Consider the following 19,576-nt stretch of genomic DNA (forward strand, 5'->3'; position numbering starts at 1 on the left):
AGTCTGAGTAGGAAAAGGAGCTTCTTTGGTCAATGTGAGATATTCTAGAGAGACATAAGGACTGAGGTTACTACACTACGCTTACACTATAATCTTCAGGTTAATCCCATTTTCATCAAGGACATCTTTTGCTTTTGCAAACTCCTTGTCAGCTGTTACAAATTCCTTTACTCTCAGGAGAATATCGTAGGAGACGTGTAATAAGTCTAACGTCCTTAACTTTACTCTCTGAGAAATAATTAGTGAGACTGCGACTACACTTCTTACCTTTCCCAGATAGGGCATCTTCACATAACTATCGTCAGGGCTTGATACTGTCAGGTTGAAGTCATTAATTACTTTGAGTACATAAGGTAAGGGGTTATCGTTGATGTTCCTTGAGAGATAACTCGTTAGTTCCACCAACCCTGGCTCTGATATTACTCCACCACCTATATGCTCCTCTAAAGCAATAGGTCTTCTTTACTTATGGCTAGTACAATCACACTAGTGTCGAGATATCTCAAAACCTATCCCTTTCTTTGAGGAGTTCCTCAAGTGGCTTATCTATGAAGACCTCTACCCTTTTCTTTTTCAAATCCTCATATTTCCTTATTATTTCCCTCCAAAACTTTAACTCATCCAGTCCTATCCTGATTACAGTATTCAGTGCCTCATTTCTAGAGCTGAATATACCTAACGTTATTAGTTCATCGATCTTCTTTAACACCTCTGTATCGATCCTTATGGTGACAGTTTGAATTTCCATAGTGTACTGTAAGAAGTACACTCAAATAAACCTTACACGACTGTCCTTTATTTCTAGCTGGTAAGGGTGGAGATCTAATTCTTTATTTACATCTGAGGGGCAAACAAGTCTACAGATATATGTTAAGAAATATTACGTTAGTTTAAAACTAAGTAATAATAAGAGTGTTCTCAGATAAACTCTCCTCAAATAAGTTCTCTGAACACTTACCTGTCAACTTTTACTTAGGGCAATTTAACACTCATTTCTCTAATGTAAAAGTCAAAAACTCTCTTCTTCCTCGGTAATGAATTAATAACATTCATTCATTTAGAGGTTAACGACATTATGGCTTATTTTCCGGCTAAGGTTTTAGCCCTCATTTAAAGATATATATTGAGTCAATTGTCAGCGAATGGATCGGATACTGATTTCCTCTACTACAATAATCAGGGTTACCTCCTCGATTCTCTGACATATGCCTAGTCTGAGAGACATTATTAGACTGATAGTCCTGATTCTAATCTCACCCTTTAAGTTTCCTCCCTGCCCATCAACTGAGAAAAATAAAAGAGAGAAGTTTATATACTTTCCTACCACCAGGGCGAGGTTTTCCCCATTTTGTTACAAGTCAGTTGCTTTCATTAGTAGTAGTTACAAAGATTGACATTAAAGGTCTAACATAATATTTTTAAAGCACTCATGGTTTGCCCATGCTATATGTGTTATTGACCTTTTGCGTACTATATAGTCGTAAAACCTGTACGAGTTTAATTAAGCTTCAGAGTTTTAGGAATGATGTCTTATCATAATTTGTCTAATATATCGATCAAGTCATATATCTTAATCTTTAACTTTTGTTGCACTAGTTTTTCAGATTCGAATAAATTCTCTTTCGTCTCAATTTCATCTAATAACTCATCATTACCTCTCGTGTAATATTTCCATAGTCTCTCAATACCAACTTCCAAAGCTATACTCCCCCATAGTCTGACATAATACTCATACTCCTTGTTTATCATACATAATGCGTCAGTTAACCTGTGGTCTATGCATTGAGGTAAGAATTTTTTTAGATAATATAGAGTGAACAGCTCGGTAAGCCCTTCGTCAAAAATACCTCTCCTCTTAGTTTTCCTATTCGAGTGTAAGATTTCATGGATTAGAGTTTCCACACAGACTTTATAACGTATGCAGAATACCTTGAGAGTGCCAGATTCATAATCATAAACTCCTCTTACTATTCCCTTCCCTGGCATGGTGTAACTCATTTCAACCTCTATATTCTTAATTAAGTTTTCAAAACCAGGATATGGTTTAACCAGGTCATTCATTATTTTCTTAAATTGCTCATCAACACTGGTCCTATCGCAGGGCAGTTCACATTCTTCCATAAACGTGGCATATTATCTTAAGGAGAGGATAAAAATTTGCATGTCCAGGGATCTCACAAGAGGAGCCAAAGACTGAATAATTAGCAATAAATTCAAGATTCATCCCAATTATGAAGTTTTGCAAATCACCTGCTGCCTTATCTACTTTAAGTTTATGGTCATACTGAACCTCATTAATGAGGAACAATTAACTGAAGTTGGAAATATATATGGGTGTGTACTATCAATATACATATGACATTTGGTGAATCTTTTGGAAAGTTTCTTACTAAGACAGACTGCGTAAAAATAGTCAACATATTACGTGATGAATACAATGTCAATATTTCTGAAATAGCTAAGAAGATAGGGATAACCAGAAGTGCAATATACCACTGGATTTGGGAGATTGCGAAGTACATTGATGAGGAGAATAAGGCTAAGTTATTAGATTTGCTATACGAGAAGGACAGAGTTAGAGCTATCTCATTTGTTCAGGAATTGTTAGTAGAGTATATGGGGTTTCTTGAAAAAGAAAAGAGAAAGATACTAAAGACAACCCCAGAGCTCGAAACTAGAATTATATATACAAACCCTAACGTAACCATATCACCACAGGAAGGTGTCCGGAGATATGCAATTAAGGTCTTGTAGACTAACAATAAGGTTCTCTTATCCTCACGTTATTGACCTCAGAGATATGATTAAGGTTATACAAGATAATGCGTACATAGTCCCCCGAGACTTACCTCCATCACCACCGGGGTCAATAGTAATAGGTAGTTTCACGGCAAGTAAGGACTCAATAGTCTTCGAGTTTAATAACAGCTCAGGAGTTATGAGCTTTTCAGTCTCATCATTTGATGAAATTCCTAAAGCGGTTAGTGACTTTAAGGAGATAGTAAAGGAATTAAGGTTAGGGGACATAGACTTTATAGAACTTGTTTCAGAGATCTTAGTAAAAGGAAATCTAAAGTTAGATTGTAAGCTCTTTGGTAAGGAGTTAAGTGGCTTTGAGATCACTGAAGAGAATTCATTGATAAGACTAAGTAATTATCCTGCATTGAGGAATACCTATGTCTTGACAATTATCTATAAGTTCAAGGAGATTGGAGAGACCGATAAGTTCTTATCGGAAACTAAAAAGGTAATAGACTCAGTTACCAGTAACATATCTTAAAACAATTGTATATCTTACCACTGGACATATAACAGGTCCAGAGATTTAGGATAGATCCACCTCGCTATTGGGATATCTATAACAAGAACCTGAGTATTAACAGGCTTACTACTAGGTAGAGTATAGAGCCGTCTAATACTCCGAATTTTATTATGAAAAGGTAGTACAAGACCAAGTTGACCATGTCCAACCAAAGTCCATCTGCCATTCCAACTCCTCCCACTATACCACTTGGTAACTTCCTTCCCTTTAAGGTGTCCACTAGAACACTTCCTATGGCTGAGGGTAAAAAGAGCGAGAGGAAGACATTGGCATTTACAGGAGGAAATATTAAGAGGAATTCGTGGACAAAATACCAGACGACAACCACTGATAGAGGGAAGAATATGGTTGAGGTATAGGACGATACAACACCACCATATAACCCATTTTCAGTGTTAATAAGCACCACCCTCATTGTGAGGTAATAATAGGCTAGAGAAAATACAAAGAGGAATAGGAGGAATGTGCGGTCTGCATTTACTATGGCATTTTTAGACATGTAGATCGCTGTTAAGAAGAGCCCAACAAGGCACAGGTTGAAGTAGGTACTTTTGCTTAACCTGAAAGCAAAGAAGGAGAGGACATAGGATAGGAAAAGAATAGGCACTAAGAACTTTAACAAAGAAGGTAATATGTACTGGGAGGCATAGAGAAGACCTGTGTAATAGACTGTGGAAGCCCATAACTGGTATGCGGAGAGCGAACTACTTATCTCATCCCCTCTCCTGATTAACCTGACGATAGTTGTTACTATCAGTGATAGTATAGAGAAGAGGAATGCCCACGCAACGGGGTTTAAGGTACCTAAGTCCAGTGGGTAAAGGGTCTGAGTGCCCAGAAAGAATAGGTTAATGAAATACGCCCAATACCAGCAGAGGAGATACTTCCCTGGTTCGAAGCCCCTCAGAAAGACGAGAGAGATAAGGGAGGAAAAAACACTTACACTCACTAGAACGATGACCTCGGAAATTAAGTCGTGAGGGTAAAAATACGTAAAGGCATAATGTATTGCAACTAAGCATACTAACGAAAAGACTGCGAGTCTGAACTCATGTGAGTAGAAATATAGACTAGACATTGAATAAAATTTAACTTTAAGCATTTATAAAACTACTTTGGAAGAGAGGTTCTACGTGGAACTAATTTAATCCGTCTCAAACTCCACCTTTATAGCCTCTGATCCCATGGATAGCTTTGTCATTGGATATGAAGACACAGGGCTGGATGTCTTGAAGAGAGGTTCACCACAAGGTCGTCTCAGGTTAAATAGTGGCACCATGTTTTCACACATGTACTTACAGCTCAGAGATTATCAACCCTCAAGCCCAAGAGTATTAAGTACTTACTCTTTAAGACATAAAACCGGTTAAGACATAAAACTGGACTAAGTTGATTGCCCGTAATGAGCCCATACTACAATACTTCCTCATTCATCTATTACCTTAACATTTACCTCACCAAAGCCAATTGCCCTACTCTTGCCTACACCGAAGTAGTTTGCGTACTCCAGCAACTTCTGGACATTCCTAGTGATCTTACTGTTCCTCTTTGACCTTAGCTCAAAAACGGTCCACCCTGTGAAGCCCCTCACAGGCTTTCCGTCATAATAAGTTGTGACTGGACGTAGCCTGTAGTCCACTTCCCTCATATAATATAACGTCTTAAGCCCAGTGACTCCGTGTATTTTTTGATCCATGTTCTGGTTCCAGTGCTTAACAATGGAGAACAGGAGTATGGGCACATATGGAAAGAGGACGAACCTGTTGTCCTTCCTCTTCAGGTTAGGTCTTATGGGTTGTAGGAGGGTGGGTGTTAAAAACTCCATCCTGTAAAGCTTACTCTCAGATCTAAGGCTCTCCGTCTGGTCTACGACCTTAATGTCCTTTAGGTTGACCTGGAACTTAGTATTCCACGCCTCGACTGTAGTCTGTACTTTCTCCATTATTTCTCTGAAAATATTCTCGTCCTGAAAAGAAAAGGTAAAGGAATAACTTTGATTACCGTTAATTATCGACTTTCCCCTTCCCCTTGCGTAAACAGGTCTCCCTTCTGGGTCCTTAATAACAGTCACCCTCAGGGGCTTATAAGAAGTGTTCTGATACTGGAGTTTTGAGTATGTGTCTGAGAGCTTCACCAATATTAACCTACTTAACTTTGAGGTGAAAGGTGGGAGTATTATGTCGTGGTCAGTAGTGATCTCAAAGGATGTGTAGAATATCACAATAATAGTGTATGACAACTACATTTTTATACATTCTCTTCATTTACTTTAACTCCAGTGATGATGAGGGAATATGGTCTTAGTGGTGTTAGTGTAACGTGTGATAGGACTTACCAGCGAGGGAGAATGAGACTCCTCTCTAAAACCAGACAATTAAGTCTCTTATTCAGACGAAAACTAGCTAACTAGAGGTTAAGGTTAACCCACGATATCTGTTACCATGTCTAATACTTGTTTAAAGGGGTTATTTAGTGGACACAGAAAAGTTTATGGTATTCATGCTCCAACTTACAATAAAAATACACCTGTAAACAAACAAAAAACCAATTTATACCAAAATAACTAGAATTGTAGTCAATACATAAAAGCAAAAGAAAAACTTTAAAAAAACACTTTATTTATTATTATTTAATATGCCAGATTCCAATGAGATTGAAAAGTTGGTAGCCAGGACAAGAGTATTTCTCTTCTTTTCCATAACCCTATTAGTGTTTGGGTCAGATATTGCAGCAGAAATAGCTGACAACATGGTCTATCCTTTAGACGATATTTTGGTGTTAGTTCTAGGGATCGTGGGCATTGTGTTATACTTTGCCATGAGGTCAAGGTCAGTTGAAGGTCTAAAACGTCTTAACAACATCTATTTAACCGTATTTGTTGTAGCCCTGGCAATAAAGTTAGTGTGGACCATTATAGAAGCTCCTCATCCCGACGATATGGCTGACGATATTCCTGCAGTGATAATACTCGCTGTTGTTATAGCCAACAGGTTCTTCTGACTAATTAGTTTTAAACTATCTGACTCTTTTTTCTATATCTTATAAACTTTTCTAACATAGACTGATAAACCACTGAAGGGTTCCCTCACCTTTTCGGGTCTATATCCCTTATATGGTGAAGTCGAAAGGCTCAGAGAACCCCTCCCATAAGGGTTCACTATAGCAATATCGTCAAGGTAGACAGGGTAAGTGTGGAGTGAGAGGTTCAGTATTATTGGAAAGGAAAAAAGAGTGACGCGGTAGTAGTTTAGACATTGTCTGTCCGTTCTAGGCTTACCCCTCAGTTGAACAGTTGCCAATTGCTGATGAGGTATTTCTGGTGTCTGTCATCCTTACACCTCTTCAAATGCCTTTTAAGGTCGCTAAAGTTCCTTGACCTTATCTCCTTCTTACACACCACACAATAAGGTATTTGGCTCTTCTCAGCGTGTATCTTCATGCTCCTTAAATCCCTGAAGCACTGCCCACAATCGTCGTGGACTACGCATATTATACAACTTATCATGGGTTCTTAGGAAAAGAAGTTCAAGCATGCATTCTATTCCGAAGAACACTTTTATAAGGATTACTGTTACCGAGCGACGAAGGGGTAGGTGGTAGATAGTAATTGTTTGGGGAAGAAAAACAATACAGGTGAAGAGAGAGTGTATATGTATGCAACTATTTTTCAGCAAACTTAAACAAAAAAGTGACCTCATACCTCTGAGTTTGAGGAGAGGGGATAACACTCAACTCATCCTAGAACGGGAGTGATAACTTGAAAGGGTCTAATTTCCCTTCTTAGTCACAATGGTCATTTCAAAATTATTCATGTAGATAAAGTGAGAGAAGACCAATTGTACACTGAGTATGTTGAAGGCTACCCTGTTTAGTCCGTCCAGTCAGCCTCTCCCCATACACTTGGGTAGAAACACCGTTCAAGTGTCAGCAAATCACCTTAATACAACTAGATAGATTAAGTTAGAACTCTGACTTACTCCCGAAGGGGGTTTGTCGCTCTTCTATCAGTCTGTGTCTAGATCCCCCCCTTCATGTAAAATATGTTTCAGGTCTTCAACACAAGGCTTTCCATGTTGATCTGAAATACACACCGGGAACACTCCTATCACACTTACCACAACACGTTTGAGTCTCCCCTTTCTTCATGTTCTCCTGAACCACCTATTACTATCCTCTGCTTAAACTGGGTCTCTGTGACAGGCAGTATCAACACGTTAAACCTCTCCCCCTCAGACCTCCTTTTGGCGTAAAGCCTTAAGCCTGCTGTCAGGTCCTTAACCCTAGAGGAGTTCAATTCTCCAAAGAAAACACTGAACTGCAACCTTACCAGTCCCTTCTTTTTAAGGAAGTCAGCTACCTTCCCCCTCAGGTCGTCATCACTTATGTCGTAAAACACCACATATAACATTGTACCTCACTTACTGAGGAATGGCTTATACTCTTCGTCGTGGAGTAGCGAGTTTGCCAACTTCCTAGCCTGAGTATACACCAAGTCCTCGTCCAGGTTAAGTGTATAGGCTGTCTTAGGATCCTTAACTTTTTCAGGGTCTTCCCTTGCTATCCCTATTAACTTCCTGTCCACAAGTGGAGATCTGAACTCCTCCATTAAGTCGAAAACCAGTGACGTCCTACCGCTCCTCACCCTGTGTAAAAAACCTATATAGGGGTTGAGCCCCACAGATATGAGAGCAGAGAGGACCAGCTTCCTCAACATGGCGTAGCCTATATTTAAAGCCACATTAAAGGGGTCCTTGTTAAGTTCAATCCTCTTTTTCCTCCCCTTAAACCCCAGGGACTTAGGGAGTAAGTTCTTCACTCCACTCCAGTAGACCTTGGCACCCTGTGCTTCAACCTGCATGATCTCTTTCACATCTGTAAGTGCTAACACACTCTTTGCAAGTTCACTTAGCACTCTAGTCTTAAGGTCTAAGGAGTACTTCCTCTCATAGTACCTTAGTGTCATCATCTGGTTGTGAAGCTTGCCGTAGACAAACTCCCTTGCGTACAAGTACATGGTCTTCCTGTGCACTACAAGCATCTGTTTCAGCCAAAGCCTCATTGACCCAGAATACCTAGCTGGTATGAGCTTAGCTATTGGTTCATACTTCTCGAAGAATACCAGGTCTACACCATGCTCATAGGCTAACTTTATCACCTCAGAGGATATAGCTGACCTTGAGATCACGACGATCGAGGACAACTCTGAAGGAGACACAGACCACTTGACCTCATCTTTAACTGAGCACTCTATCATTCCCTTGTTGACCCTCAGGTGAGCCCCGTGGTCCTTAACGAATGCTATCTTTTTCCCATCTTTCATACTTAATTTTATATTTATTTCATTATTAATTTTTTTATCGCTTAGAGCTCTGTGTTGTGCCGTTAAAGTAGAAGATCTTCTTGTAATTCAGTACAGACACTAACGTGCGTGTGAGGAGAAGTATAGCTTACGAAAACGCACCCCTTCCTAGCAATTCTAGATCTATATTGATTGTCCAGAGACGACATTATTGCTGCATTAAACTATTGTGGAGGTAGAGCTAATAAATGGCGTTATTCCTCCTCCAAGTCTACACTACTCCTATACTACCTGTGAGTAAAGCGCATCCCTTAGATATAACTAGTCTAATACGCTCGACTTAGCATTATCATTATGATATAACCATAATTGCCGTCTTTCAATCCTTTTTGGGATTCATCAGAGTCCCCTTCAACATAAAACCTAACTTGGTTTGGCTTTCAATCCCTTTTGGGATTCATCATTATCGACTCCCTAGACGTTCACATAAGCGACAAGATCTTTCAATCCCTTTTGGGATTCATCTAGCTCTAGCAGGAGAAGAGGCTAATGTTAGCAGAGCCTTTCAATCCCTTTTGGGATTCATCTGCGGAAATATGGAAAGAAGTATTATGAAAAAAGGAGAAAACTTTCAATCCCTTTTGGGATTCATCTCTCGTATGACTTGCTGTCCAATGACATAATAAACTCTTTCAATCCCTTTTGGGATTCATCCTGTCATTAGCACAGGCTGGCATACTTTATTTATACCCCTTTCAATCCCTTTTGGGATTCATCAAAGTTCTAGTCAGCCAGCACCTGAAAATAGGGTGCTCTTTCAATCCCTTTTGGGATTCATCGAGTTTAAAAAGCTTTAAACAGTACGCAAACGATTTGAGCTTTCAATCCCTTTTGGGATTCATCTATGAACTAACAGATAAAGGGAAGAGAAGTGTTCCCAAAACTCTTTCAATCCCTTTTGGGATTCATCCTTTAAGATTGAGCTTGACAAATATTTCTGTGAACAGAGCTTTCAATCCCTTTTGGGATTCATCTGGTTTGTTTTTATATCCCTTGTCTTATTTTTCCCTTTCCTTGTATTTAAATTTTAGGTGTTTTATGGGGAACTTTAATGCGACCTTAAGTCCTAGTAATTGTGTTTAGGTTTTTTGGTCGCATGGTGCTTAACTAGAGTTGAAAGATGGTTGTGTATTTATAAATGTTGAGGGGTTGTAACTAAGTTGGGATGGGTCGCATTGAGACTCGAAAAACAACATTTATAAACTTCATGAAAAGATCGAAGAAAAGAGTGCGATTCATCAAACCTACAATTATGTTTTTAGTAACGTAAACTTAAAAAGTTCTTCAGCCATCTCAGGCAATCTGTAATTATTTTTCAAAATATGTTTATCAAAATATTTATAAATAGACTTATAAACCCACGTATTTGACCTAAATTTAACAGGTCTGACATACTGAAAAGTTTTCAATACAACACCTATATCTCCCTTACATAAAGACTCCCTTGCCTTAGGGGATTGCAGTAGGGCAAGAATCCGCAGTTGATACATTTCTTTGCAGGTTGGACTATCCTCTCTTTTCTCCTTCCGCTCTCTGTTCCCCTTATCTTATTAATTACGCTCTCGATATATCTTCTCTCCTGATTAGTGTACTTGACCCTAACTATCCTTTTTAGCTTCACGTAATATATTAAACCTTCCTTTACCAACATTCCTTTTCTCTCCATCAGGTAGGAGTAAAAGATAACTTGCATTTTGTGGTCCAATCTTACCTTTTCACCAGCCTTGATGTCTAACGGAGAAAAGTAGTGATAGAAGGCTAGGATATAGTCAGGCTGACCTGTTAAGTCCCTGTAGCGTAAGAAGGGCTTCTTTATCACATCCTTAGCCTTTAGGAGAGGATATAAGAACTGGACGATTTTCTCTTTTTATACCTCCTCACCTTCCACCATAGCCTCCGTAACCCTTTCCCTAAAGCCCAGGCTCTCTATCTTCACAATTGCTGGGCAGTAAAAGTAGTGCTTTATAGTAGATCCGGTAATCATTGCTACAATTACATATTAGCGTGGCAACAATTATGTGTATTGTGTGTATATACATACGTATATCCCTCCCAATATACAACTGAGAGAGTAAAGATGTTGTTTCAATTTGACTTACCCTACCCATAGCTAGCGTTTTAGTGTTGACTACGTTAGAGGTGGGGGGAGCTTATACTTTAATGGACTATGTACACTTCCCAGTTGAGGGGAGTTTGTCTGTCTTAAGACCTGACAGAGTAAACCATTTATTCGATATCACGATGAGATTGATAAGCGTATGTTTAACACCCCTATTTATGGGTAAGTACACACTGTCATAGCTGGGCTAGAAGTAGACGTGAGGCTAGGTCTTAAGTAACTTGGACATAGAATCCCAATCCATCATGCAGTTTCTTAAGATCGGTAAAAGTCCTGAGGGAAAAAAGTACATGCATTAGTTTACTGCGCGTTGTCTCTACAACTTGAACAGTGAAGCACTCAGCACTATACTCTATGAAGACTACAAAGGCTTAACCTCTCTTCTCTCAGTCCAGGTCTCTTATCGCTTTCCCATACAATAACTGAGATATGGGCAGTTGTTGTCACACTTCTTAGGTAAACCTGGATCCATACCGTCTTCGATAGCTTGAGCTACCCTGTCCCTAACCTCTAGGAACTCGCTCCTTAATGAGTCGGTAATCTGCATTAACCTGCAATTTGGGTTTACGCTACCCCCGTAGACACTCACGTAACACAAATAGCCAAAGTCTATAGGTATCTCATACTGGCTCTCCACAGCTAACGCATATCCAGCTAAGGACAGCTCATGAGCCCTCCTATACTTCCCGGTCTTCATTTCAGCTATTAGCTGGATTGAGGGGACAAAGGCGTCCACTCTGATGTTCTGCTGTAACCCTATAAGTGACCCGTCAACTGGAAATTCAACGTGGAACGGTGTCACAAGGTATACAAGAGAGTCCTTAGAGAGGAAACCCTTACTCCTATGCTTGTCTAGCTCGGCTGAATATATGTTAGTTATGTAGTCCCACAAGGTTTTAGCCGATTATGGGTCATAGACTTTCTCTGCTACCTTATAATACTCGTCGCCCATAAGCGTCCTAAGCCTACTCCCATCCAGTGAGCTACCGTTCTCATATATCAGCCTCTTAATTGTCTCTATTGACTCCACATAAACATAATGTAGGTCAGCCACACCCTCTTTGACCTGGTATTTTACCCCAGTGTGCCTCAGGTAAGCGTATCTATTGGTCTCACAAAGCCCGTTTGTAAGGTCTGATACGTTGAGCAGAGTAGTTGAGGGGGAGTATATAGGTGGCTCATTCCAGTTCCACCCCCTTAGGTCTTCCGAAATAACTCTCTGGGTCTGTTTCATCCTCTTGGACAGCAACATTATATCATGGACTGTGAAAAACACAATGATAAAAGGACATGACAAGTAAAAAACTTTAGGGTTAGGGTTAAAGGGGGTTTCCTACATAAAGGTAAGTAGGACTCTATCCTAGTGGATATATCTACGTGTAGTTAGGGGGTTTTTACAATGAGATTAAGGATTAGTCATAGTGAAAACAACAGTACGTGTCTAGTTTATGATTTTTTTTATCTTGCACCATAAAGTTCAAGGGACAACTCATGACATTACTCCGTGGATATTATCTTCCTAGTTATCGGTAGGTCGGCGGAAGAGGGGAATGGGATGAATTGATGTGGACTTCAGAAAAAGTATTTCCAGCGTCATCATATAAGCTGAGATGTGCAAAGTATACTGCCTTCCTCAGAGGGCAGGAATTGTCGTCATGTTATCAAGGCTTTTCTTCTTACCCTGTTGATATTGTTCAGTAACATAACGTATCAGTTACAGCTGCTCGATATCAAGTTTCTGTGTGTCGTGGTTAACTCTAGGTATTGAGTAATATTCTAGTTGATTTTCTGTATTTTTGACGGAATAAAAAATTTTTAATATATAGGGCTAAAATTTTAACGTAAACAAGGGGATTTAAAAAGCTGTTTATATGTTTTTTCTATATCCTTATTTTAAAAAATTTTCTAAGTACACCATTTAAGAATGAAAATAAGTTAAGGTGACCATACTAAGAGAAAACCTTAAACTGGGAAAGTAACTACTCTTTTCTTCGATCTTTTCATGAAGTTTATAAATGTTGTTTTTCGAGTCTCAATGCGACCCATCCCAACTTAGTTACAACCCCTCAACATTTATAAATACACAACCATCTTTCAACTCTAGTTAAGCACCATGCGACCAAAAAACCTAAACACAATTACTAGGACTTAAGGTCGCATTAAAGTTCCCCATAAAACACCTAAAATTTAAATACAAGGAAAGGGAAAAATAAGACAAGGGATATAAAAACAAACCAGATGAATCCCAAAAGGGATTGAAAGTCCGGGGTCTTTGGATTATAGTCCATGCTGAACTTATCCTTGAATGTATCCCAAAAAGAATTGAAAGAACACGATCGTGTTCGACGTTCCTAGTAAGTTATGATTAATCCATAAACTGATTGAAGAAATGCTGATTGACATACCTGAGGAATATGACGAGAGCTAGCATAGAGAGTAATGAAGTGTTAACTCATTCCTAACCCTCCTTGATTCTGTATATTTCCAACAAATACGTTTTAATCTTAAACATGATGAGAAGTGTGGGGCTCCGCAATACAAAAGTCACCACATATATGACCTAATGAGAAGTAAGACCAGATTGAAGACATGGACACCTCTAACATTCAACCTCTTCAAGTATTCACCCCTAGTCTCCCTGTTCTTGTCCAACACGTAGTCGATAACCCTGCTGAACCTCATCCTCAATACCCCCTTATCGTGGACCCAGCACTTGTATAAGACATCGTAAAACTTCTCAGTCTGAGGCAACGGGATTAGAAGGACTTTGTGATCCATGAAGTCCCCGACCCTCTCTTCAGGTACATACACCATGGGGTAAATGAAGTTCTTGTTCAATTCCTTGATCACCCCAGTGTCTATTTCGCCTAGAACACAGGAGTTAGGTCGATTGATCAAGAGGGGAGACCTCCAGTTATTCTCACTGAGCCTCAGGACTTCCCTGATCTTGCTCAGTTGAAAGCGGTATGAGGACTCAGCGCTTATCTGAGAAAATACAACTTTCTTTTCATTACCGTAACTGGAGGCTAACCTCAGGAGACCTAAGATTTCGTCCTCTGTACCATAAGAGAGCAGGTCATCCGATATCAGGTTAAGGTAGTTGTGGTACCTTGACTGGACCTCTAACTCTGCCTCAACCACCTCTAGGGGTATCTTCCTGTCCTTTCTCTTTACCTCCACTTCTGCATTCGAAGAGGGTCTCCTGATGGCTACGAAATTCTTCGCCCTCTCCCCATACACTACCTTAGGTAGATTATCGCTACCCTCTCTAAGCAGTTTGGGCAATGTCTCCTCAGCCTCCCCCATTAGTACAGTATCGACCCACTCTGGAGTGTTGAGTGAAAACTCCCATGAACCAGGACCACCCACTATTACCTTGAAGTCATACCTATCCTTTAGCCTTGAGACTCTCCTTGATAGTTCCTGGAATGCGTGGAAGACGTAGGGCGGTTCTCCAAATATCTCAGAGAGCTTTGCAGAGACTTCAGTCTGATTTAAGGGGTCATTGACGTAAATCCCCAACACTTTGTCTGTCCTCAAGTATCTCTCTATCCTGTGAGGTGGGACAACGACACCGTTGACTAAGCTCTCTATTTTTCTCAAGCCATATGGAGGGTATTTACTCCCGGGGAAGAAGTCAGGTATGAGCCTCAGGGGGAGGGAGGGTAAGGAGTGGTAGGTTGCCTCGTCTGAGGTAAGGATCACACTATACTCTAGTGCGAGGAGGTATAAATTCTTCATCACAGCCCTCTACGGTCTAAGTTGGAAAAAGTCAGGGGATCAGAGGGTTTGGAAAAGCCCACAGCCCTCTATAGTGTAAGTCGAAAAAGCTTATTACTTTAGAGAACAATTATACATTATGATAAATTTAATCATAGTTAGGCACGGGGAGGCTGAGCCCCAGGTAGACGGTACCGACGATAAGGACAGGAAACTCATAAAGAAGGGTATAAAGCAGATGAAGAGAGTTGCGTCATTACTTGACCAGATGGACTACACAATTGACAGGTATCTGACCAGTACTTTGATGAGGGCTTACCAGAGTGCCGAAGTCATATTAGACGAGTTAGGGGAGGACCAGGGCAAGATAGAGACCCTTAATGAGCTCAACCCTGACAGGGACCCAATTGAGTTCATAAACAGGCTGAAAGACCTGGACAACATAAGTATCCTAGTTGTGGGACATGAGCCTTTTCTCTCCCACTTGATAAAGAGCCTGTGTGGGGGTAATGTTGAGATGAAGAAGGGTGCCCTTGCCGTTGTGGAGTACGACTCCAAGGAGGGTAAAGGGCAGTTGAAGTTACTACTTAACCAGAAGGTAATGAAGTTGATGTGAATGCGATATGCGGTAATAGACACGGGTTACAACTCCACAAGGCTGTGTATTTACGACCTTTTCCCAAACCAGACTTTCAGGATTTTAGGCTCCCAGAAGTCTTTCTTGAGACTTGGAGAGGGGGTGAAGGAGGGCTCCCCCATTTCCCCTGACAGGGTAAACGAAGCTGAGAAGGTCTTCAAGTCATTTAGGGCAATACTCAACAAGAAGGGTATAAAGGACGTAAAACTAGTGGGGACAAGTGCTTTCAGGTATGCCTCCAACGGCAACCAGGTGGCTGAACTACTGTCAGAGATTATTGGGGTTAAAATGAGAGTCCTCACAGGGGAAGAAGAGGGGGAGATGTCTGCCGTAGGTGTACTGAACACTCTCCCTGTGGACTCAGGGGCAATGTTTGACCTTGGAGGAGGGTCACTTGAAGTGGTCTACTTTGACTCTAGGCAAGTTAAGGAGGTCTACCACTTTGACCTTGGGGCACTGAAGTTAGCTAGAGAGCTGAAAGACGAGAGTGAGTTGAGAAAGAGGATAAGGAGTGAGCTCTCGGTGTTAAAACCCATAAAGGGAGTGCTTGTCGGTTCAGGGGGGAATATAAGGGCAATAGCGAAGATGGACGCTAGAGTTTCAGCCTTTCCACTTAAGTCCATCCACGGTTACGTGATAAAGACAAAACAGATAGGCAAGTACTCCAAGGTGTTAATGAACCTCGACCCTGAGGAGAGGGAGAACTTACCTGGGATAGGTAAGGAGAGGTCATACACAGTGCACACAGCCTCAGTTGTCATTGAGGAGTTAGGTAACGCGTTGGACAGTCCGACCATCATGATCTCCTCCTTTGGTCTGAGGGAAGGTGTACTAATGGAGAGAGTCTTTGACAACCCCAGGGAGAGGTGGTTGGAGTCAATAGCCTACTGGTTTAATGTTGACCCGCCGTGGGAGTTATACAACTACTTCAATGACCAGTACATGAAGGTGGCGTCGTACATATCAGGTATAATGAGGATGACAGGGTTTCTGGACCCATACGAGATGTGCCACAAATTCACTAAGTACGCTGTGGTGCCCGGGTTTACTGCAAGTGAGATGGTCATGATGTCCCTCCTGTGTAAAGCCTCCACTGGGGAGTTGAAGAAAAAGAGTTTAGGCTCACTGAAGAGTGTCACAAACAAGTCTGAAGTCCTGAAGAAGGGGAAGGAGATAAGGAGGGTAGTAGAGTCGTCAGTGGCTGGTGTGCTATGAAGGGTATTCTCATAGCCTTTGAGGGGATAGACGGTTCGGGTAAGTCAAGTCAGGCTTCCCTCCTCAAGAGCTGGTTGTCAAAGAGGAGGTATACCTTCATAACCGAGTGGAACTCATCTGAGTGGATCCACGACATCATAAAGGAGGCTAAGAAGAAGAACTTACTGACCCCACTGACATTTAGCCTAATCCACGCGACTGACTTTGCCGACAGGTATGAGAAGTACATACTACCAATGTTAAAGTGTGGGTTTGTTGTAATAGCTGACAGGTACATATACACTGCCTATGCAAGGGACAGTGTGAGGGGGGTCGACATCGAGTGGGTCAAGAAGCTATACTCCTTTGCTGTCAAACCTGACATCACTTTTTACATAAGGGTTCCATCTGAGGTGGCACTGAAGAGGTTGAAGAGCTCAAGGAGACAGATCAAGCCAACAGAGGCTGGGGCTGATGTATTCCCTAACCTTACCCCTGAGGAGGGCTTCATAAAGTACCAGTCGTCTATCATAGAAGTCTACGACAGGATAGCTGAGGAGAACAACTTTGTTGTTGTTGACGGCACAAAGGACCCAAGACAAGTACAGAGTGAGATAAGAGGTAAGGTGATGGAGTTATGGAGAAGGGAAGGATTATAGCAATAGAGGGTATAATGAGTTCAGGTAAGACCACCCACGTTCAGAGCTTGAGGGACTACCTGGAGGACAGGGGATATGTGGTTACAACTATAGGTATACAGTCGTCAAAGCTCATGGCGGACGCTATTGCCAGTGTGAAGAGGGACATTGTGTTCCAGAGGAGGACACTGTTCTTAGCCTATGTAACTGACCTAGCAGACCAGACGGAGAATTTAGTGAAGCCCTCACTGGACTCAGGTTTTATTGTCATAGCTGATGGTTATGTCCTGACACTGGAGGCTTGGGCTCTGACCAGGAGACTGGAGAGGGAGTGGGTCGAGGGGGTACTCTCCATGCTGCCTAAGGCGTCTCTCTCAATTTCCCTGATATCGCCCCCCACAGAGATAATGAGGAGGATCATAAAGAGGAAGGGGTTTCTTGACCCGCTGAGTGAGAGCGTTGACCTCAACGTGAAGGAAGACACGTTTTTGGCGTATAAGAAATACGTGAAGGAGTTTCAGAGTCACTTGAAGTCGATCTCCCCAAATGTCCTAGTTACTAAAAACAACGTGAATGAAGTTAACAGGGAGATAGAGAGGTTAGTGAGGGAGGAGCTGAAAATTGACGCCTGAAAGGTATGCCAACGCCCACCTCATTAAGTTCCTCCTCATAACAGGTATATCTCAGGAGGATATACACGACGCTAGGGTGGAGCTCAGAAAGTACTTGACCATAGCCAGGACAACGTATAAGTTACATAACAACCCTGAGTGCGTGTTAAGGGCGAGTAAGTTGATGAAGAGGCTTGGGAAAATAAGGGACATGGACATCTTAGCCTGTGTCAGGAGTGATAGCAGAGACAAGCTAGCTAGGGAGACTGTGAGTATGTTTCAAGTCATGAGGAAGTACCTGCTCCCAAGACTTTACGGTAGCAGACTCCTAGTTGCGGAGAGGATCTACAACGACTACAGGAGGTTGAAGGAGGAGGTGGAGTTTCACTCTATTAGGAAGATAGTGAGGGAAGTGAGGTTCCTAGTGGAGAGCCTTGACCTGAGCTCAGATGTGTTGAAGGACATATCCCAGGAAATGGGAAGTATGAGGGACAGATATCTGTTTGACACCGTATGTTTAGGAAAAGATGGTGGGTTTAATGAGGAGAGGGTGAAGGAGCTTAAGGAAAGAGCTTTGGAGGAGATCGTGGAGAAACTGAGACTGACTAACTTTAAGCACTTGAAAGTATGACCAATTGGAGTGTAGTGGCTAAAGAGGTTAGAAGAGAAAAATTAGTCTGAGGTTACAGTCATGTCATCATACTTTTACGTTTTGATATCGCCCGTGTAAACTAGGATACTTTTTTGTTCACATCGGACGTAGTGTGGAAAAATTTGAAGCAGTTAGACTGATTCTTATACACACCTCTCATGAATTTAATGCACAACATATTAAGCATGTACCAATAGGGTCAGTCCTAGAGCCACTCTCCCTTGACATAAACAGGGCTAATCCTAAGTGAACTGGATCATCTGCTGAATGGTAAAAATTTTAATTAACAGGAACAAATAATATAATTAATAGGTTGTTAGATGCCAAGGGCTCAATTCTTTACGACAAAAGGTAAGAAATTGCATACATTGTACCTCATAAACTACGTAATGACCCTATTCATCACGGGTTATCTTGTAATAACCTTCAAATCCCTCTTACCTCTCGTGATTGTGGTAGAGCTAGTTCCGTGGATATTTATATTTAGATATAGTGGTGATTACGTGATTGTGAGCGAGAAGGGGTTAAAGTACAATGATGCTAAGATACCTCTCCTAGAGATCGAAGGTGTGAAGGTGATGAGCGGTAAAGACGGGACAGGAGACATAAAGATAGTGTGGAAAGAGGGCTGTATACTTTTTCATTGTCACAAAAATCTTTTTATAGTCATTTATTGAAACATTACTCGTGGAAAAACTACTGAGACCTAAGGAAGTCTGCCAAACTCTAGGCATAAGTTATAGGACTTTGTTGAGGTGGATTGATCAAGGTAAGATAAAGGCTGTTAAGACTGAGGGTGGTATTTATAGGATACCTTACAGTGAAGTCGAGAGGATTTTAAAGAATAAGATAACTAACGAAGTTAGAGCAGTCATTTACGCTAGGGTATCATCATCAGACCAAAAAAGTGATTTAGATAGGCAGATAGAATACCTGACAAACTATTGCTTGGCAAAGGGATATAAGGTAGTCGATACATTAAGTGACATATCAAGTGGTTTAAACACTAAGAGGAAGAACTTGTTAAAACTCTTCCAGCTAGTCAAAGAAGGAAAGGTTGATGTTGTAGTTATAACTTACAAGGATAGGCTTACTAGGTTTGGGTTCGAGTACCTAGAGTACTTCTTCCAACAGTTTGGTGTTAGGGTAGAAGTCGTACTGGGTGAAGAGCCAAAGGATGCGTACCAAGAGCTTGTAGAGGACTTGTTATCAATAGTTACAAGCTTTGCTGGTAAACTTTACGGTATAAGGAGTCATAAGAAGACGTTGCTGAGAGAAGGTGTAAAAAAGTTGATAGGTGAGTTAAGTGAAAAGTGATGATCAC

Annotated in this window: 20 protein-coding genes, 1 pseudogene and 1 CRISPR repeat array; of the genes and pseudogenes, 11 read left to right on the forward strand and 10 right to left on the reverse strand. The window is 41.1% G+C overall.

Annotation, left to right across the window (positions count from 1 at the left end):
- Positions 1–81: 81 nt before the first annotated feature.
- The 3 genes from SACI_RS09675 to SACI_RS09685 form a co-directional block, all read right to left on the reverse strand.
- The gene (locus tag SACI_RS09675) at positions 82–402 is read right to left on the reverse strand and encodes a hypothetical protein (protein ID WP_011278803.1); all 321 of its coding nucleotides are present in this window, start codon (positions 400–402) and stop codon (positions 82–84) included.
- Between the two features lie 100 nt (positions 403–502).
- The gene (locus tag SACI_RS09680) at positions 503–748 is read right to left on the reverse strand and encodes a ribbon-helix-helix domain-containing protein (RefSeq protein ID WP_015385752.1); all 246 of its coding nucleotides are present in this window, start codon (positions 746–748) and stop codon (positions 503–505) included.
- 785 nt (positions 749–1,533) lie between these two features.
- Positions 1,534–2,121, reverse strand: a complete 588-nt coding sequence (locus SACI_RS09685) for a hypothetical protein (RefSeq protein ID WP_015385754.1) — start codon at positions 2,119–2,121, stop codon at positions 1,534–1,536.
- A 234-nt stretch (positions 2,122–2,355) separates the two neighbouring features.
- On the opposite strand from SACI_RS09685, the gene SACI_RS09695 reads away from it, so the two are divergent.
- Positions 2,356–2,754, forward strand: coding sequence for a helix-turn-helix domain-containing protein (locus SACI_RS09695; RefSeq protein ID WP_011278806.1), 399 nt, complete (start codon positions 2,356–2,358; stop codon positions 2,752–2,754).
- Complete coding sequence (locus SACI_RS09700; RefSeq protein WP_011278807.1) at positions 2,735–3,280, forward strand: hypothetical protein; 546 nt, start codon at positions 2,735–2,737, stop codon at positions 3,278–3,280. The genes SACI_RS09695 and SACI_RS09700 overlap by 20 nt, the downstream gene beginning before the upstream one ends.
- A 76-nt stretch (positions 3,281–3,356) precedes the next feature.
- Here the strand turns inward: SACI_RS09700 and SACI_RS12005 are convergent, their stop codons facing one another.
- Positions 3,357–4,400 carry a hypothetical protein gene (locus SACI_RS12005; protein ID WP_011278808.1) on the reverse strand — a complete coding sequence of 348 codons (1,044 nt, stop codon included), beginning with the start codon at positions 4,398–4,400 and terminating at the stop codon, positions 3,357–3,359.
- Positions 4,401–4,748: 348 nt separating this feature from the next.
- Positions 4,749–5,543 (reverse strand): CRISPR-associated endoribonuclease Cas6, encoded by a 795-nt coding sequence (cas6, locus tag SACI_RS09710; protein ID WP_230937919.1) that lies wholly within the window; start codon positions 5,541–5,543, stop codon positions 4,749–4,751.
- Positions 5,544–5,956: 413 nt separating this feature from the next.
- Here cas6 and SACI_RS09715 point away from each other — a divergent pair, with 413 nt between their 5' ends.
- Entirely contained in the window at positions 5,957–6,322 is a 366-nt protein-coding gene (locus SACI_RS09715; RefSeq protein WP_011278810.1) for a hypothetical protein, read from the forward strand.
- A 1,111-nt stretch (positions 6,323–7,433) separates the two neighbouring features.
- Here the strand turns inward: SACI_RS09715 and cas2 are convergent.
- The 4 genes and pseudogenes from cas2 to cas4a form a co-directional block, all read right to left on the reverse strand.
- Positions 7,434–7,730, reverse strand: a complete 297-nt coding sequence (cas2, locus tag SACI_RS09720) for a CRISPR-associated endonuclease Cas2 (RefSeq protein ID WP_011278811.1) — start codon at positions 7,728–7,730, stop codon at positions 7,434–7,436.
- Between the two features lie 6 nt (positions 7,731–7,736).
- Positions 7,737–8,642, reverse strand: coding sequence for a CRISPR-associated endonuclease Cas1 (gene cas1, locus SACI_RS09725; RefSeq protein WP_011278812.1), 906 nt, complete (start codon positions 8,640–8,642; stop codon positions 7,737–7,739).
- Positions 8,643–8,997: 355 nt separating this feature from the next.
- Positions 8,998–9,655: direct repeats of the CRISPR family, unit length 25 nt; unit sequence CTTTCAATCCCTTTTGGGATTCATC.
- 443 nt (positions 9,656–10,098) lie between these two features.
- Positions 10,099–10,500, reverse strand: a complete 402-nt coding sequence (cas4, locus tag SACI_RS09730; protein ID WP_011278813.1) for a CRISPR-associated protein Cas4 — start codon at positions 10,498–10,500, stop codon at positions 10,099–10,101.
- A 700-nt stretch (positions 10,501–11,200) separates the two neighbouring features.
- Positions 11,201–12,076: pseudogene (cas4a, locus tag SACI_RS09735) on the reverse strand (type I-A CRISPR-associated protein Cas4/Csa1).
- Positions 12,077–12,363: 287 nt separating this feature from the next.
- Between cas4a and SACI_RS11955 the strand changes: the two are divergent.
- Positions 12,364–12,501, forward strand: coding sequence for a hypothetical protein (locus tag SACI_RS11955; protein WP_155589491.1), 138 nt, complete (start codon positions 12,364–12,366; stop codon positions 12,499–12,501).
- 843 nt (positions 12,502–13,344) lie between these two features.
- On the opposite strand, the gene SACI_RS09740 is transcribed toward SACI_RS11955, so the two are convergent.
- Positions 13,345–14,541, reverse strand: coding sequence for a hypothetical protein (locus tag SACI_RS09740; RefSeq protein WP_015385758.1), 1,197 nt, complete (start codon positions 14,539–14,541; stop codon positions 13,345–13,347).
- A 118-nt stretch (positions 14,542–14,659) separates the two neighbouring features.
- Here SACI_RS09740 and sixA point away from each other — a divergent pair, with 118 nt between their 5' ends.
- From sixA to SACI_RS09775, 7 genes are all read left to right on the forward strand, one after another.
- The gene (gene sixA, locus SACI_RS09745; protein ID WP_011278815.1) at positions 14,660–15,136 is read left to right on the forward strand and encodes a phosphohistidine phosphatase SixA; all 477 of its coding nucleotides are present in this window, start codon (positions 14,660–14,662) and stop codon (positions 15,134–15,136) included.
- The gene (locus SACI_RS09750; RefSeq protein WP_011278816.1) at positions 15,137–16,372 is read left to right on the forward strand and encodes a Ppx/GppA phosphatase family protein; all 1,236 of its coding nucleotides are present in this window, start codon (positions 15,137–15,139) and stop codon (positions 16,370–16,372) included.
- The gene (tmk, locus tag SACI_RS09755) at positions 16,369–17,010 is read left to right on the forward strand and encodes a dTMP kinase (protein ID WP_011278817.1); all 642 of its coding nucleotides are present in this window, start codon (positions 16,369–16,371) and stop codon (positions 17,008–17,010) included. Before SACI_RS09750 ends, tmk begins: the two co-directional genes overlap by 4 nt.
- Positions 16,989–17,621: a dTMP kinase gene (locus tag SACI_RS09760; RefSeq protein ID WP_011278818.1), complete on the forward strand. Its 633-nt coding sequence runs from the start codon at positions 16,989–16,991 to the stop codon at positions 17,619–17,621. The genes tmk and SACI_RS09760 overlap by 22 nt, the downstream gene beginning before the upstream one ends.
- Positions 17,611–18,231, forward strand: a complete 621-nt coding sequence (locus tag SACI_RS09765) for a hypothetical protein (protein WP_011278819.1) — start codon at positions 17,611–17,613, stop codon at positions 18,229–18,231. Before SACI_RS09760 ends, SACI_RS09765 begins: the two co-directional genes overlap by 11 nt.
- A 341-nt stretch (positions 18,232–18,572) precedes the next feature.
- Positions 18,573–18,929, forward strand: coding sequence for a hypothetical protein (locus SACI_RS09770; RefSeq protein ID WP_015385759.1), 357 nt, complete (start codon positions 18,573–18,575; stop codon positions 18,927–18,929).
- 10 nt (positions 18,930–18,939) lie between these two features.
- Entirely contained in the window at positions 18,940–19,569 is a 630-nt protein-coding gene (locus tag SACI_RS09775) for an IS607 family transposase (protein WP_011278820.1), read from the forward strand.
- Positions 19,570–19,576: the final 7 nt, after the last annotated feature.

The organism is Sulfolobus acidocaldarius DSM 639 (assembly GCF_000012285.1).
Taxonomy (GTDB): domain Archaea; phylum Thermoproteota; class Thermoprotei_A; order Sulfolobales; family Sulfolobaceae; genus Sulfolobus; species Sulfolobus acidocaldarius.